The following is a 14975-nucleotide window of genomic DNA, read 5'->3' as shown; positions in this document are numbered from 1 at the left end:
CTAGTCCACGTCCCAATTTTTCCGCCTCCCCCACGGGCGGTTCTTGACCTCTGCCCCCGCCCTCAACCCACGCCGCCCTCCCCCTCCCCCCCGCCCGGTCTTTGCCGGGGCCGGGCGGCGGGCCGCTCTTTTCGCGCCGCCGCTCCTTCGCCGCGCTGCCGCTCTTTCCGCCGTGCCGCGCCCTTTCGCCACGCCGCCACCGTCTCCGCCGCGCCGCCGCCCTTTCGCCACGCCGCCACCCTCTCCGCCGCGCCGCCGCCCTTTCCGCCACGCCGCCACCCTCTCCGCCGCCCTTTCCGCCACGCCGCGCGTATTGGTAAGCAGAGCTGCGGGTCAGGCCTTGGCCGGCGGGTCGGTCCGGGCCTCGCGCGCTCCTTCCGCCCCGCCGCCGCCCTTTCGCCACGCCGCCACCCCTCCCCGCCACGCCGCGCGTATTGGTAAGCAGAGCTGCGGGTCAGGGCTTGGCCGGCGGGTCGGTCCAGGCCTCGCGCAGGTCCTTCTTCGTGGTGACCCACCAGTCGCGGAACTCGGCACCGATGTCGCGGAACGCCTGCCGGAACCCGGGGTCGTCGAGCCCGGCCCCCAGCATCTCGAGGAAGCCCAGCAACCACAGCACGGGCGCCAGCACCAGGGCGAGCGCCGCCGCGATCCACCACCCGGTGACCGCGTGCAGCACCAGCAGCAGGGTCGCCGCCGCCATCAGCCCGGGGCCGCCGTAGTTGGCCCGCCGCATCATCGCCGGCAGCAGCGGCAGGCAGCGCCACGGCAGCCGGCCGGCGGGCACCAGCACCCGCGCGCCGAAGCCGGTCAGCACCGCCGCCAGCACGCCCGAGAGCACCCGGGCGAACGTCGTGGCGTGCGACCACCAGTGTCCCGCGACCAGCAGCGCGCAGACGATCAGCGCGCCGACCGCCAGGCCCCGGCGCAGGCCGCTCAGCACGCCCCGGATCGGCCAGGTCATCGAGATCAGGTCGGGCCGGGCGGGGTTGTCGCGGGCCACGTCCCGCAGCGCGCGCATCGAGCGGCGGACCTTCAACCGCTCGGCGTCGAGCATGGCGATCAACCAGCGCCCGTACGCGTTCTCCGGGTCGATCGCGAGCGCGGCTCGCGCCGATGCCGTCGCCACCTCGCGGTTGCCCGCGTCCCGCTCGACGTCGGCGACCGTGAGCAGGCCCTCCACCGAGCGCGGGCTCAGCGACAGGCCGTGGGCGGCGGCCTCCCGGGCACGCGCGGTCTGGCCGTCCCGGGACAGCGCGCGGGCCAGCACCAGGTAGCCGGAGGAGTCGAACGGCTCGAGCCGGACCGCCTCCCCGGCCGCCGCCACCGCCTCCTTCGCCCGGATCAGCAGCATCAGGCTCTCGGCCCGCTCGGCGTGCGCGTCGGCCAGGCCCGGATCGGCCGCCACCGCCGCGCCGGCCGCCGCCAGCGCCGCCACGTACTCCCGGCGCAGGCGCAACACGGAGGCGAGCAGCGTGAGCAGCCGCCCATGCTCGGGGGCGCCGGCCAGCCCCGCCCGGGCGATCCGCTCGGCCTCTTCGTAGCGCCCGACCTCGGCGAGCCCCTGCGCCCGCCGATAGGCCTGCTCCGCGTCGTCCTCGGTCACCGGGTCATCGGATCTTGCGTTTCTTCAGGTAAGCCGCCAGGTCGTCGTACTCCCCGGACTCGTTGGCGAACATCGCGACGTTGCGGGCCGTGGCGAACCACGCGTCGGTCGACGGGCGCACCTCACGGACGGCGGCCAGCATGTCCTGCTGGGAGATCATGCGGATGTCGCCGGTGGCGATCGAGTCGCGCATGGCGAACTCGGCCGCGGTCTCGCAGACGTGCGCGAGGTCGGCGCCCGAGTAGTGCTCGCTCGCGTCGGCGACCTTGCCGAGGTCGATGCCGGCCACCGGGCGGTCGCGCAGGTGGTACTCGAGGATCGCGGCGCGGGCCGCCTTGTCCGGCGGGAGCACCAGCAGCGTGCGGTCGAGCCGGCCCGGCCGGCGCAGCGCCGAGTCGATGTCCCACGGAGCGTTGGTCGCGGCCAGCACGAAGACGCCGTCGTTGTTGCCGTCGACGCCGTCGAGCTCGGTGAGCAGCTGGTTGACCACCGTGCGCATCGAGGACGAGTTGAGCTGGCTGCGCTTGTGCCCGAGCGCGTCGATCTCGTCGAGGAACAGCACGCACGGCGCGTGGCTGCGTGCCGACTGGAACAGGTCGTGCAGGTTGCGCTCGGACGAGCCGACCCACATGTTCAGCACGTCGGTGATCGACAGCGAGATGAACGCGGCCCCCATCTCCCCGGCGACGGCGCGGGCCAGGAACGTCTTGCCACAGCCGGGCGGCCCGTAGAGCAGCAGCCCGCCGCGCAGGCTCTTGCCGAACAGGCTGCGCAGCTTGGGGTTGCGCAGCGGCCCGAGGAAGGAGACCTCGAGCCGCTTCTTGACCTCCTCCATGCCCCCGACGTCGGCCAAAGTGATCGTCGACGTCTCGATGTCGAACGTGCGGTCGGCGTGCCCCCGAACCGGGTCGGGCTCGTCGTCCGCTTTGGCAAACCGCGGCGGCACGATGTCGCCGAAGTCCTCCTCCATGGCCGCCCAGTCGACCGTCTCGTCCCCCTTGGGGCGGCCGTCGTCCCCGGGCCGGCTCCCGTCTCCGGGACCGCTCCCTTCCCCGGGACCGCGCCCCTCCGCCGGACCACGCCCCTCCGCCGGACCACGCCCCTCCGCCGGACGGCTTCCGTCGCCGGGGCCGCTCCCCTCCGCGGGGCGGCTCTCGGGCGCGGGGGCCGCGCCGCCGCCCAGCGCCGTGGTCATCAGCCGCTGGGCGGTCGCGTTGGCGGGCTCGCGGGCCAGCACCTGCGCGGCGTGTCCGATCGCCTCCGGTCCCCGCCCCGCGTCGACCAGCAGCTCGGCCAGGTGCAGCCGGAGCGGCATGTCATCGGGCCGCGCCTGCACGGCCGCGGTCAGGCTGTCGATCAGCGGCGAGTCGCTCATGACACCGAATTATGCCCGCGCCCCCAACCCGCCGAAGAACGAGGTGATGTCGGCGGCCAGCAGATCAGGCACCTCCAGCGCGGCGAAATGGCCGCCCGACGGGAACTCGGTCCACTGCCGGATGTCGTGCCGCTGCTCGACCAGGGGACGGACCGGCTGGACGATGTCGTGCGGCAGCACCGCCACCCCCAGCGGCGCCGGGCACGGGATCGGCCCGCTGCCCAGCCCCGTCTCCTTGACCAGCCGGGACGACGAGCCCGCGGTGCCGGTCAGCCAGTAGTGCATGACGTCGGCCAGGATCACCTCGTCGGCGATCGGCCGGCTCGGGTCGGCCCACTGATGGAACTTCTCCGCGATGAAGGCCAGCTGCCCGGCCGGGGAGTCGGTCAGCGCGTACGCGATGGTCTGTGGCGCCGCCGCGAACAGCACCTGGTGCGGATGCCGGTTGGCGGCCAGCCGCCGGGTCTTCTCCAGCCGCGCGGCGTCGACCTCGCTGAGCGGCCCGTCCCAGGCGCCGCCGGTGGGCATGAAGTTCACGTGCACGCCGATGACGTGCTCGGGGGCGACCGACGCCAGCAGGCGGGAGATGCCGGAACCCCAGTCGCCACCCTGGGCGCCGTATCGCTCGTAACCGAGGCGGTCCATGAGCGTCGCCCACGCTCGCGCGACCCGCTCCTGCCCCCAGCCGCGGGACCGGGTCGGCCCCGAGAAGCCGTAGCCCGGTATCGCCGGGACGACGAGATGGAAATGGGCCGTGAGCAGCGGGATCAGGTCGAGGAACTCGGCGACCGAGCCGGGCCAGCCGTGGGTGAGGATCAGCGGGATCGCCTCCGGATCGGCGGACCTGATGTGCAGGAACCACACCCGCTCGCCGTCGACGACCTCGACCGACGGCCCGTACGCGTTGAGCTCGGCCTCGTGCGCCCGCCAGTCGAACTTCTCCCAGGCCGCCGCGAGCGACCGCACCCGGTCGAGCGGAATGCCGTAATCCCAGCCGGCGCCGGGCAGCTCGTCGGGCCAGCGGGTGCGGGTGAGCCGGTCGCGGAGATCGTCGAGGTCGGCCTGCGGAACGTGTAGCGCGAATTCGTTCATGCGGCTAACGTTAGCCGCACCAACGTTAGAAGGGCAAACAAAATGTTAGTCTTGGCACATGGAACGCCTGCCGAGCTGGCTGCTGACCCAGACCGCCGCGCACGCCGGTCGCCTGGTCCACGACGGCTTCGCCGAGGTCGGCGCCCGCGGCTACCACTACCGCCTGCTCAACTCCCTGCTGGAGGAGGGTCCGGCGAGCCAGGCCGACCTGGGCCGGCGCACCGGCATCCACCTCAGCGACATGGTCGCGGCGCTCAACGAGCTCCAGCGGAACGGCTACGTGCGCCGCGAGCCCGACAAGTCCGACCGGCGCAGAAACGTCATCTCGCTGACCCGGGTCGGTCACGAGCGCGCGGCCCAGCTGACCAATCGGGCGAGGGACGTGCAGGAAAAGCTGCTCGCGCCGCTGACCGAGGCCGAGCGCGCCCAACTGCTCTCGACCCTGCTCAAGCTCTACGACCACCACAGCAGGCAAGGGATTCCTCCGTTGCCCGAGATGTAGGAACACATTCATTCTCGTCGAATGATGAGACGAGTGCTTCCGGCCTTGCTCGCGCTGACCGCGACCATCGCCGTGCCGGCCACCCCGGCAAGCGCGGCGGCCACCGACGCCACCCGGACGCCGGCGACCCCGGCCTACACCATCAGCCTGACCAGCAACGCGACCGGCGGCGTCTGGACCGGCCACGAGAGCGTGAGCTTCTCGAACGCCTCGGCCGTCCCGCTCACCGAGGTCTACCTGCGGCTGTGGGACAACGCGCACGGCACCTGCTCGACCCTGCCGATCAAGGTCACCAACACCACCGGCGGCACCGCGGGCGCGCTCGAGGTCGCCTGCACGGCGCTGAAGATCACGCTGCCCGCGCCGCTGGCCCAGGGCGCGACCGGCAGCATCGGCTTCGACCTGTCGATCACGGTGACCGCCGGGATCGACCGGTTCGGCCACGACGGCAGCTACTACTTCATCGGCAACGCGATCCCGGTGCTGGCCGTGCGCGACGCGGCGGGCTGGCATCTCGATCCGTACACGAACAACGGCGAGTCGTTCTACGCGCTCGCCTCCGACTACACCGTCGCCCTCGATCACCCGAGCACGATCGCGGCGCCGGCCACGGGCACCTCCGTCGACCGGGCGGGGAGCTCCGGACGTACGGTCACCACCGCCGTGGGAAAGCAGGTGCGCGAGTTCGCCTGGGCCGCCGGGCCGTTCCGCAAGATCTCCGGAACGACGGCGGGTGGCGTCGCCGTCAACGTGTACTCGGTGAGCTCGATCAGCACCTCGAGCGCCAACTCGATGCTGAGCACCGCCAGGGCCGCCCTCGACGCGCACTCGGCCCGCTTCGGCGCCTACCCCTACGGCGAGGCCGACGTGGTGCTCGACAACGGCTACTGGTTCGGCGGCATGGAGTACCCGGGCTTCGTGCTCGACGTGATCAGCTCGACCGCCCTCGCGCACGAGCTCGCCCACCAGTGGTTCTACGGGATCGTGGGCGACGACGAGTACACGACGCCCTGGCTGGACGAGGGCTTCACCGACTACGCCACCGACCTCTACCGCGGCCTGACCGGCTCGGGCTGCGGCATCACCTGGCAGTCATCGGCCGAGAAGCTGACGAACTCGATGGCGTACTGGGACGCGCACTCCAGCCGCTACAGCACCGTGGTCTACGGCTACGGCAAGTGCACGCTGCACGACCTGCGCCGCCTGATCGGCACGACGGCGATGACCAACCTGCTCAAGTCGTACGCGGCGTCGCACTGGTACGGCGTCTCGACGGTGGCCGACTTCAAGGCCGCCGCGCAGGCCGCCGCCGGCTCGACCAGCCTCACCTCGTTCTGGGCCGCGCACCGGGTCGAGGGCTGAGAGGTCGGGGGCTGAGAGGTCGAGGGCTGGGACACAGCGAGGGCCGCCATCCCTGGCGGCCCTCGCTGCACGAAGCACGTACCGAGAAACTCAGCCCGGACGCCGGAAGCCGGCGATCGGTCCCACCTTGTCGAGCACCGCCATGCGCACATGGTCGCCCGTGTGCGGGGCGTGCACCACCTTGCCGCCACCGATGTAGATGGCGACGTGATGGAGACTGCCCGGATAGAAGAAGACCAGGTCGCCCGGTTGCAGCTCGTCCCGCGACACCGCCCTGCCCTCGTTCCACTGGTCTTTCGTGTAGTGGTCGAGGAAGACGCCGACGCTGGCCCACGCCGCCTTCGTCAGACCCGAGCAGTCGTAGCTGTTCGGGCCCTCGGAGCCGAAGACGTAGGGCTTGCCGACGAGGTCGCAGGCTCGCTGCGCCGCGCGGCCACCCTTGTCCTGGCTGTAGGTGACGGGACAGGCCCCGGTCTTGAACGGGCCGTCGGACTCGCCGGCCGCGCCGTACGCCGCGAGCCGCAGCTTCTGGAGCGAGTCGATCTTCTTCTGGATCGCGGCCTTCTGCTGCGCGAGCTGGCTGTCGCGCGCCGCGATCGACTTGGTCAGCACGTCGAGATCGGACTTCATGCCGGCGTACTTGTCACGCAGTTTCGCGACGCCGGCGATCTCGTCCTGCTGGTGACGGGCAAGCTGATCGAGGTACGTCAGCTTGTCGGTCAGCCCGGTGGGCGACCCGCTCACGATCATGGCGTTGAACGCGTTGGGCGAACCCTGCATGTACGCGTCGACGGCCATCCCCCGCACCTGAGACAGGGCAACATCCACCTGGATCTGGAGCGGGGTGAGCTGGGTGGTGAGCTTCTTCAGCTGAGTCTGGTTCTTGAGCAGCTTGCCGTGCACGTCGTTGTACTGCTCAATGACCGGCTCGAGCTCGTTCCACTGCTTGTCGATCTGGGCCTCGACGCTGGCCGGCGAGGGAGTCGCTTGCGCCACGGACGGTCCGGTGAAGACGATCCCGACCGCGGCGAGCGCGCAGGCGAGACTGCGCAGAACTGCGGCGCGGCGCGCCCCAATCCGTTTCACGTAGGTGCGTTATCCCTTCTTCCATCAAGCCGCCGACCGGGTTAGCTGACGGGTTCGGGCGGGAAGCGCGCCCGGCCGCAGGGGATCGCGGCTTCACCCCGACTACTCGGGTCCCCGGTTCGTCGCCATGGACGATTAGGCGGTGGTCCGTCAGATCGTCCGGATGGACGATGGGGGGCTGCCGAACCGGGGACCACCGTACTCCCGATCAAGTCGTTAACTGAAGCTGCCACGGCCAGGAAACTGCTTGCACCGTGCAGGCTACTCAGCGTGACTAGAACGGCCACGCCTCCAGGGCCTGGTCGAGCCAGGGCAGGACCAGGATCACTGTGGGTAGTACGAGCAGGGCCAGGGCGCCGGCCGCGACGGTCACGGTGAGGGCCGCGGACGACCGTGGCGGCGCCGCCAGACGGTCGAGACGGCGCGCCTGGTCGCCCTTCGCGGGACCGACATCCTCCGTCAGAGGGACGGCGTCGGTCAGGCGTTCCAGGGCGCCGCGGAGCGGCGCGGACCCGGTGCGGCGGCGTGCGGCATCGTCGGCCACCATCTCCAGCAGCAGATGTACGGCGTCCAGCGGCGCCCGGCTGCGCAACGGCGCCGGGACGGCGCGATAGAAGGCCGTGAACGACTCCATCACCACCTCGTGGCGGTGGCGCAGATGGGTCTGCTCGTGGGCGAGGACGGCCTCGACCTGAGGACGGTCGAGCAGCCGGAGCGCACCGTCGCTGAGCACCACGCGCGCCTCCCGGCCGGGCACGCAGTAGGCGAGCGGCAGGTTGCCCTGGAGCACGCGGACGTTGTCGTCGTCGAGCTCCTCGCGCTGCTCGGCGCGGTCGAGCAGGTCGACGAGCAGGCGGTGCCGGGCGCGGCGCTCGCGGGAGCGCTTGGTGACGCCGTAGAGCGACCAGAGCAGCCGCAGCACGATGGTCGCGGCCACGGCGAGGGCGCCGACCAGGGCGGCGGCGGTGACCGGCTTGCCGGCGCCGGCCGCGCGGGCCAGCTCTTCCGGGGCAGCGAGCACGACGCCGAGCGCGGAGAGCACGGCGGCCAGGGTGATCGCCTGCCACAGCAGCACCGCCGCGGCCGGCGCGCGGTCGGGCCAGCGGGCGTGGGCGAGGATGCCCGGAACGGCGAGCGACAGGGCCAGCCCGAGCGCGCCGAGCAGGAGCGCGGTCACCCGTCCCACCGCCCCGCCCGCCACCCACGAGCGGATCGGCGAGCCATCATTTCCGCTTGGTCACGGCCTCGAGCGCCGCCTTGAGGGCCTCGGGGGGCAGCCGGCCGACGAAGTAGGCGAGCGCCGCGTCCTGGTCGGTGCTCGCGCTCAGGGCGTCGAGCATCACCGACGCCGTCATCTCCTCGCGGGACTGCGTCGCGGCGTACCGATAAGCGCGGTCGGCCTTCTGCTCGACCACCACGCGCTTCTTGGCCAGGCGGTGCAGCACGGTCATGACGGTCGTGTAGGCGAGGTCGCGATCGGGCCCGATCGACTCGTGGACCTGGCGGACGGTGAGCGGCTCGCCCGCGTCCCACAGGACGTTCATCACCACTCGTTCCAGGTCTCCCAGCGCCATGGACCAAAGTCTACTGCACAACGTCGTACTACAAGGCGTAGTATCTACTACGCGGCGTCGTACTGACTGACGAGGGGGAGCCGATGGACGTGCTGGACCTGACCCGGCTGCAGTTCGCGGTGGTGACGATCTACCACTACTTCTTCGTGCCGCTGTCGATCAGCCTGGCGGCGATCGCGGCCGGCCTGGAGATCACGTGGCTGCGGACGCGCGACGACAAGTACCGCGACCTCGCCCGCTTCGTCGGCAAGATACTGATCGTCACGTTCGCGGTCGGCGTGGTGACCGGGCTCGTGCAGGAGTTCCAGTTCGGCATGGCGTGGAGCGCGTTCGCCAGGTTCTACGGCGACGTGTTCGGGCCGACGCTCGCGATCGAGGGGATGCTCGCGTTCTTCCTCGAGGCGACCTTCCTCGCCCTCTGGTATTTCGGCTGGGATCGGCTGCCCAAGCTGCTGCACGCGGCCACGATCGTGATCGTCTCGCTGGGCACGGTGCTGTCGGCGTTCATCATCCTGGCCGGCAACAGCTTCATGCAGAACCCGGTGGCGTACGCGATCGATCCCGTCACCGGCCGGGCCCGGCTCACGTCCTTCACCGAGCTGCTGCTCAACAAGGTCAACCTGGCGGCGTTCCCGCACACGCTGTCGGGGGCGGCCATGGTCGGCGGGGCGCTGGTGCTGGCCATCGCGGTCTGGCGGATGGCGCACGAGCCGGCCATGCGCACGCTCGCCCGTCTCGGCGCGTGGGTGACCCTGGCCGGCGGTGCGGCCACCGCGCTGACCGGCGACCACCTCGGCAAGGTCATCACCTCGGTGCAGCCGATGAAGATGGCGGCGGCCGAGGCGCTCTACGAGACCACGCGGGGCGCGCCGTTCTCGATCTTCACGGTCGGCACGCCGCTGCCGTCGTTCTCGCTGGACATCCCGTGGCTGTTGTCGATCCTGGCCAAGGGCTCGCCCGGCGCCACCGTCCAGGGCATCGACGACCTCCAGGCCCAGTACGCCGCCCAGTACGGGCCGGGCTCCTACGTGCCGATGATCCCGGTCGCGTTCTGGAGCTTCCGCCTGATGATCGGAGCGGGGATGCTCGCGGCCGCCGTCGCCGCGTTCTACCTCTGGCGTACGCGCAAAGGCCGCTCCGCTCCTCGCTGGCTCACCCGGTGGTTGCCGCTCATCCCGTTGCTGCCGACCGCGGCCAACACGCTCGGCTGGATCTTCACCGAGACCGCCCGGCAGCCCTGGATCGCCTTCGGCATCTCGAAGGTGGCCGACGGCATCTCCCCCGGGCTGACCAGCGCCGAGGTGATCGCGTCGCTCACCGGGTTCGCGATCGTCTACGGCGTGCTGGCCGTGGTGTGGCTGCGGCTGGTCCGGCACCTGGCGCGACAACCCCTGCACCCCGCCCCCGCCGCCGGCACGTCGCCCGAGCTCGCGCCCGTCTACTGAGGGATCTGATCATGGTCACCTTCTGGTTCGCGATCGTCGTCCTCGCCTGGGTCCTGTTCTTCGTGCTCGAGGGGTTCGACTTCGGGGTCGGCGTGCTCGGCCCGCTGCTCGGCCGCGACGACCACGAGCGCGGCGCGATCGTCCGCACGATCGGCCCGTTCTGGGACGGCAACGAGGTGTGGCTGGTCGCCGCGATCGGTGTCACGTTCGCGGCGTTCCCCGCCTGGTATGCGGCGCTGCTCTCCGGGCTCTACCTGCCGGTGGCCGCGCTGTTGCTGCTGCTCGCCGTGCGCGGGGTGGCGCTGGAGTTCCGCGGCAAGGGCGACGGCGCTCGCTGGCGGCGGCGCTGCGACGCGGCCCTGACCGCGAGCTCGGCCGCGATCGTGCTGCTGTGGGGCGCGCTGCTGTCGGTCTTCGTGCGGGGGCTGGCGCTGGGGCCGGACGGCTCGGTCACCGGTCGCGGGCTGGGGCGCAGCCTCTCACCCGTACTCACCTGGGAAGCCGGCGCCGGCGCGCTGGCCGCACTCTTCGCCGCGGTGCTGCTCGGCGCAACCTTCCTCAGCCTGCGCACGAGCGGCCCGGTCCGCCGCCGGGCCCGCACCCTCGCCGGGTGGCTGGGCACCGGCGGCGCGGCCGCACTCCTCCTGATCGGCTTCGGCACCGGCTCGCGCGTGGTGCTCGGCGCCGCCGCCCTGTCCCTGGCCGCCGGCATCCTGGCCCGCAACGGCCGCGAGGCCCTGTCCTTCGCCGCCACCGCCGCCGGCGTGGCGGGCGCGGTGGTCGCCGTCCTCACCGCCCACGGCTCGGTCGTCCTGCCGAGCACCCTCTCCGCGGCGTGGTCGCTGACCATGTCCGGCGCCGCCGCCACGCCGTCCGCCCTGCGCCTGCTCACCGGGTTCGGCGTGGTCATCCTGCCCGGCGTGCTCGCCTACCAGGCCTACTCCTACGTCATCTTCCGCCGCCGCGTGGCGAGCGAGCGGGTGCCATCATGACCGCCGCCGTCTCCCACCACCCACCCGACGCTCCGCCCGCCCGCCCCTCCGCCGTCGGCGGCGGCCCCGCCGCCGACAGCCAACCCACCGCCGCTAGCCAACCCCCCGCCGCTGGCCAACGCACCGCTTCGAGCCGGACCACCGCCTCCGCCGGCCGCGGCCCGATCGACCCGCGGCTGCTGCGGCATGCCCGTTCCGCCCGTCGCGGCGTCGCGGCCCTCGCCGCGCTCGGCTTCTTGCAGGCCGCGTCCACCGTGCTCGTTGCCGTCGCCCTCACGCTGATCGTGGCCGCGCCGCGCTGGTGGGCCCTGGGCCTGCTCGCCTCGGCCTATCTGCTGCGGGCCGCCGCGTCGTGGGCCGAGCAGCGGGTGGCCGTGGCCACCGCCGCCCGGGTGACCGACGAGCTGCGCCGCCGGATGCTCGCCACCCTCCCCCGCCGCGGTCCCGCCTGGGTGGCCGCCTTCGGCGCGGGCCGCCTCACCACGGTGCTGACCAGCGGGCTGGACTCCTTGCGCCCCTGGTTCGGCGGCTATCTGCCGTCCCTGGTGCTCGGCGTGGCCCTGCCTCCACTGGTCATCCTCGGCATGGCCGTCGTCGACCCCGCGTCGGCGCTGATCGCCCTGGTCACGCTTCCGCTGATCCCGCTGCTGGGCGCCCTGATCGGCTGGGCCACCCAGGCCCAGGCCCGCCGCCGCTGGCAGGCCGACGCCCGGCTGGCCGGCCACTTCCTCGACGTGGTGCGCGGCCTGCCCACCCTGCGAGTCTTCGGCCGGGCCGAACGCCAGACCGCCACGATCGCCACCCTCACCGACCAGCACCGCGGCGCGACCCTCCGCGTGCTGCGCGTCGCGTTCCTCTCCTCGACGGCCCTCGACCTGGTCGGCACCCTCTCGGTCGGCCTGATCGCCGTAGAGGCCGGCCTCCGCGTAGCCGCCGGCCACCTCTCCCTGGCCCCCGCCCTCCTGGTGATCCTGCTGGCGCCCGAGGCCTACCGCCCGCTGCGCGAGATGGCGGCCCGCTACCACGCCGCCACCGACGCAACCGCCGTCATCGCCGACGTGGACGAGATCCTCACCGGGGCTGCGCCCCACGCCGACGCCGCCGTGTCCGGGCAGGCTCCCATCGACCGCGCCTCCACGGCCGGGTCTTCCGGCGGGTCTGCCGCCGGCCGCGCCTCCGCGACTGGGTCATCCGCCGGGTCCTCCGTCGCCCGCGCCCCCGCGACCGGGCCCGCCACCATCCGTCCCTCCATGGCCGGGCCCGTCGGGTTGGCGGTGGAGGGCCTGCGCGCTCGCTATCCGGGCGCGGGCGGCGACGCCCTTTTCCTGCCCGCGCTGTCGGTGGCGCCCGGCGAGATCGTCGCCCTGCGCGGCCCCTCGGGCGCCGGCAAGACCACCGCCCTGCGCGTGCTGGCCGGCCTGCATCCGGCCACGGCCGGCGCCTTCAATGCGGCCGCGCCGCTCTATCTGCCGCAGCGCCCCACGTTGCCGCACGCTCGCACCGTGGCCGACCTGTTCCCGTCGCGCGGGGCCGCCGTGACCGCCCTCGCCGCCGTCGGCCTCGACCTGCCGCCGGAGACCCCGCTGGGCGAACACGGCAGCGGAATCTCCGCCGGGCAGCGCCACCGCCTGGCCCTCGCCGCGCTGCTCCACCGCGCGGCCGCGTCCCCCGCGACGCTGCTCCTGGACGAACCCACCGCCCACCTCGACCCCGACACCGAACGCCTCGTCATCGCCCGCCTGCGCGAGGCGGCCGCGACCGGCTCCGCCGTCCTCGTCGTGGCCCACCGCCCGGCCCTGCTCGCCGCCGCCGACCGGATTGTCACCCTGGTCCCGCCGGCGCCCTCCGCGTCGACGGCCCCCGAGGCGCGCCCGGCCGGCCGCTCGGATTCGATCCCGATCCCGATCCCGGCCCCGCGACGCGCCCTGCCGTGGCCGGTAGCGGTCGCGCTGGGCAGTGGTTCCGCCCTGGCCGGGTTGCTCCTCACCGGCGCCGCGGCCTGGCTGCTGGTGCGGGCCGCGACGCTGCCACCGGTGCTCACGCTCTCGACGGCGGTCGTCCTGGTCCGCGGAAGCGCCGTGGCCCGCCCGCTGCTCCGCTACGTGGAACGGCTGGTGTCGCACGACCTCGCCTTCTCCCGGCTCGGAGCACGGCGTTCGCGTGTCTACGCCGCGCTGATCCCCCGCACCCCCGGCCCGCATCTGCGCCGCCGCGGTGACCTGCTCGCCCGCGTGGTCGACGACGTCGACGCCCGCGTGGACGGCCTGCTCCGGGGCCGCCTCCCGGCCCTCACCGCGGCCGTGACCATCGCCGTCGCCGCGCTCGCCGCCGTGGCCCTCGCGCCGCCGGTCGCCGTTCCCGTCGTCGCCGGGCTGCTCGTCGCCGCCGTCGTCGCCCCGGCCCTGGCCGCGCATCAGGCCTCGCGCGAGGACGCCGCCACCGCCGCCGCCCGCACCCGCCTGCGCGACGCCATGGTCGAGACCGTGGACGGCATCGAGGAGCTCGCCGACAGCCGGGTGCCCGAGACCCGCAGTCGCGCCCTCTCCCGCCTCGAGACGCGCGCCGCCGCGTCGGCCGGCCGCGCGAACGCCCTGGCCCACCTGGGTTGGGGCCTGGCCGTGACCGGCGCCGCCTACGCCCTGACCCATGCCGCCACCCTCACCCCGGAGTGGACCGCGGTGGTGCTGCTGGCCATCGTCGCCCTCGGCGAGACGGTCCTGACCCTCCCGGACGCGGCCATCGCCCGCCGTCGCGAGGCCGGCGCCGCCACCCGCCTGGCCGCCCTCACCTCGGCCCCCGCGCCCGCGACGTTCCCGACGGATCGGGCGACTCGCGCGACGTTCCCGACGGATCGGGCGACTCGCGCGACGTTCCCGACGGATCGGGCGACTCGCGCGACGTTCCCGACGGCTGGGGCGACTCCGGTGCCCGCGCCCCTGGGTTCGTTGGCGATCCGCGGGCTCGACGCCGGCTGGGATCTCACCCGAGAGCCGGCCCTGCGCGACCTCGACCTCGACATCCCCGCCGGGGGCCGGGTGGCGGTGGTGGGCCGTTCCGGTTCCGGGAAGTCCACACTCGGGGCCGTCCTGGCGCGCCTCCTCGACCCCCGCGCCGGCGTCATCACGGCCGGCGGTCGCGACCTGTGCACGTTTGCCGAGGACGAGATCCGGGGTCGCATCGTGCTGGTGGGCGACGATACCGGGCACATCTTCGCCTCGACGGTGCGCGAGAACCTGCGCCTCGCTCGGCCTGCCGCCTCCGACTCTGAGCTGGAGGCGGTGCTCGCCCGGGTCCGCCTGGAGGACCGGTTCACGCTGGACACCTGGCTCGGCACCGGCGGCACCACGATGTCGGGTGGGCAGGCGCGCCGGCTGGCCACGGCCCGGGCGCTGCTGGCCGAGCCCGAGCTGTTGATTCTCGACGAGCCGACCGAAGGGCTGGACGAGGACCTCGCCGAAGCCCTGATGGCCGACCTGCTCGACGCCGCCGCGGACCGCACCGTCCTGCTGTTGACCCACCGCACCGAGGGGCTGGACCGCGTCGACCGCATCATCGACCTGACCGCCGAGGCCGAGAAGGTGGGCGCGGCCGAGAAGACGGGCGCGGCCGAGAAGACGCGCGCGGCCAAAGGAGCGGGCGCGGCCAAAGGAACGGGCGCGGCCAAAGGAGCGGGCGCGGCCAAAGGAACGGGCGCGGCCGAGAAGACGCGCGCGGCCCGACGAACTGCCGCGGCCCAAACTGCTCAGTCGAAGTCGAAGATGCTGTGGCTGTCGTAGAAGTGCAGCACGTACCGGCAGCGGCGGCAGATCATCAGGGTCATGCGGTGGCTGGTGAAGCCCCATCGGCTGTCCTGGCGGGACTCCTCGTGCTCGAACTCGGTGCAGCGGCAGAGCGGGCAGGCGAGAACCGGTCGATCCATGCACCCGAGCGTAGGAGGGCGGGGC

12 protein-coding genes and 1 riboswitch are annotated in these 14975 nt (G+C 73.2%); of the genes, 5 read left to right on the top strand and 7 right to left on the bottom strand.

What is annotated here, in order from left to right:
• Window positions 1-454: 454 nt before the first annotated feature.
• From ACZ6TB_RS32505 to ACZ6TB_RS32495, 3 genes are read right to left on the bottom strand one after another with little or no spacing between them, the layout of a single operon-like run.
• Window positions 455-1603 carry a tetratricopeptide repeat protein gene (locus ACZ6TB_RS32505; protein WP_465560790.1) on the bottom strand — a complete coding sequence of 383 codons (1149 nt, stop codon included), beginning with the start codon at window positions 1601-1603 and terminating at the stop codon, window positions 455-457.
• A gap of 4 nt (window positions 1604-1607) precedes the next feature.
• Window positions 1608-2978, bottom strand: coding sequence for an AAA family ATPase (locus ACZ6TB_RS32500; RefSeq protein WP_465560788.1), 1371 nt, complete (start codon window positions 2976-2978; stop codon window positions 1608-1610).
• Between the two features lie 9 nt (window positions 2979-2987).
• Window positions 2988-4070 (bottom strand): epoxide hydrolase family protein, encoded by a 1083-nt coding sequence (locus tag ACZ6TB_RS32495; protein ID WP_465560785.1) that lies wholly within the window; start codon window positions 4068-4070, stop codon window positions 2988-2990.
• Between the two features lie 58 nt (window positions 4071-4128).
• On the opposite strand from ACZ6TB_RS32495, the gene ACZ6TB_RS32490 reads away from it, so the two are divergent.
• Together ACZ6TB_RS32490 and ACZ6TB_RS32485 are read left to right on the top strand one after the other, a co-directional pair.
• The gene (locus tag ACZ6TB_RS32490; RefSeq protein ID WP_465560782.1) at window positions 4129-4572 is read left to right on the top strand and encodes a MarR family winged helix-turn-helix transcriptional regulator; all 444 of its coding nucleotides are present in this window, start codon (window positions 4129-4131) and stop codon (window positions 4570-4572) included.
• Between the two features lie 21 nt (window positions 4573-4593).
• On the top strand, window positions 4594-5934 hold the full coding sequence (locus ACZ6TB_RS32485) for a M1 family metallopeptidase (RefSeq protein WP_465560779.1): 1341 nt from the start codon (window positions 4594-4596) through the stop codon (window positions 5932-5934).
• Window positions 5935-6024: 90 nt separating this feature from the next.
• Here the strand turns inward: ACZ6TB_RS32485 and ACZ6TB_RS32480 are convergent, their stop codons facing one another.
• The 3 genes from ACZ6TB_RS32480 to ACZ6TB_RS32470 form a co-directional block, all read right to left on the bottom strand.
• Entirely contained in the window at window positions 6025-7020 is a 996-nt protein-coding gene (locus tag ACZ6TB_RS32480; protein WP_465560776.1) for a C40 family peptidase, read from the bottom strand.
• 14 nt (window positions 7021-7034) lie between these two features.
• Window positions 7035-7172, bottom strand: a riboswitch (cyclic di-AMP (ydaO/yuaA leader).
• Between the two features lie 122 nt (window positions 7173-7294).
• Window positions 7295-8197, bottom strand: coding sequence for a M56 family metallopeptidase (locus ACZ6TB_RS32475; protein ID WP_465560773.1), 903 nt, complete (start codon window positions 8195-8197; stop codon window positions 7295-7297).
• 46 nt (window positions 8198-8243) lie between these two features.
• On the bottom strand, window positions 8244-8594 hold the full coding sequence (locus ACZ6TB_RS32470) for a BlaI/MecI/CopY family transcriptional regulator (protein ID WP_465560770.1): 351 nt from the start codon (window positions 8592-8594) through the stop codon (window positions 8244-8246).
• An 83-nt stretch (window positions 8595-8677) separates the two neighbouring features.
• Here ACZ6TB_RS32470 and ACZ6TB_RS32465 point away from each other — a divergent pair, with 83 nt between their 5' ends.
• Genes ACZ6TB_RS32465 through cydC form a run of 3 tightly spaced genes read left to right on the top strand, consistent with a single transcriptional unit; the run spans window position 8678 to window position 14807 of the window.
• The gene (locus tag ACZ6TB_RS32465; protein ID WP_465560767.1) at window positions 8678-10039 is read left to right on the top strand and encodes a cytochrome ubiquinol oxidase subunit I; all 1362 of its coding nucleotides are present in this window, start codon (window positions 8678-8680) and stop codon (window positions 10037-10039) included.
• A gap of 11 nt (window positions 10040-10050) precedes the next feature.
• Window positions 10051-11031 (top strand): cytochrome d ubiquinol oxidase subunit II, encoded by a 981-nt coding sequence (cydB, locus tag ACZ6TB_RS32460; protein ID WP_465560764.1) that lies wholly within the window; start codon window positions 10051-10053, stop codon window positions 11029-11031.
• Complete coding sequence (cydC, locus tag ACZ6TB_RS32455) at window positions 11028-14807, top strand: thiol reductant ABC exporter subunit CydC (protein WP_465560761.1); 3780 nt, start codon at window positions 11028-11030, stop codon at window positions 14805-14807. The genes cydB and cydC overlap by 4 nt, the downstream gene beginning before the upstream one ends.
• Here the strand turns inward: cydC and ACZ6TB_RS32450 are convergent.
• Complete coding sequence (locus tag ACZ6TB_RS32450) at window positions 14774-14950, bottom strand: hypothetical protein (protein ID WP_465560759.1); 177 nt, start codon at window positions 14948-14950, stop codon at window positions 14774-14776. The two genes, cydC and ACZ6TB_RS32450, sit on opposite strands and share 34 nt — an antisense overlap.
• Window positions 14951-14975: the final 25 nt, after the last annotated feature.

It is taken from the genome of Actinoplanes sp. NPDC051537, assembly GCF_055586105.1.
Note: the sequence above shows the minus strand (reverse complement) of the source record. Positions and strands in the feature narration are given on the sequence as shown.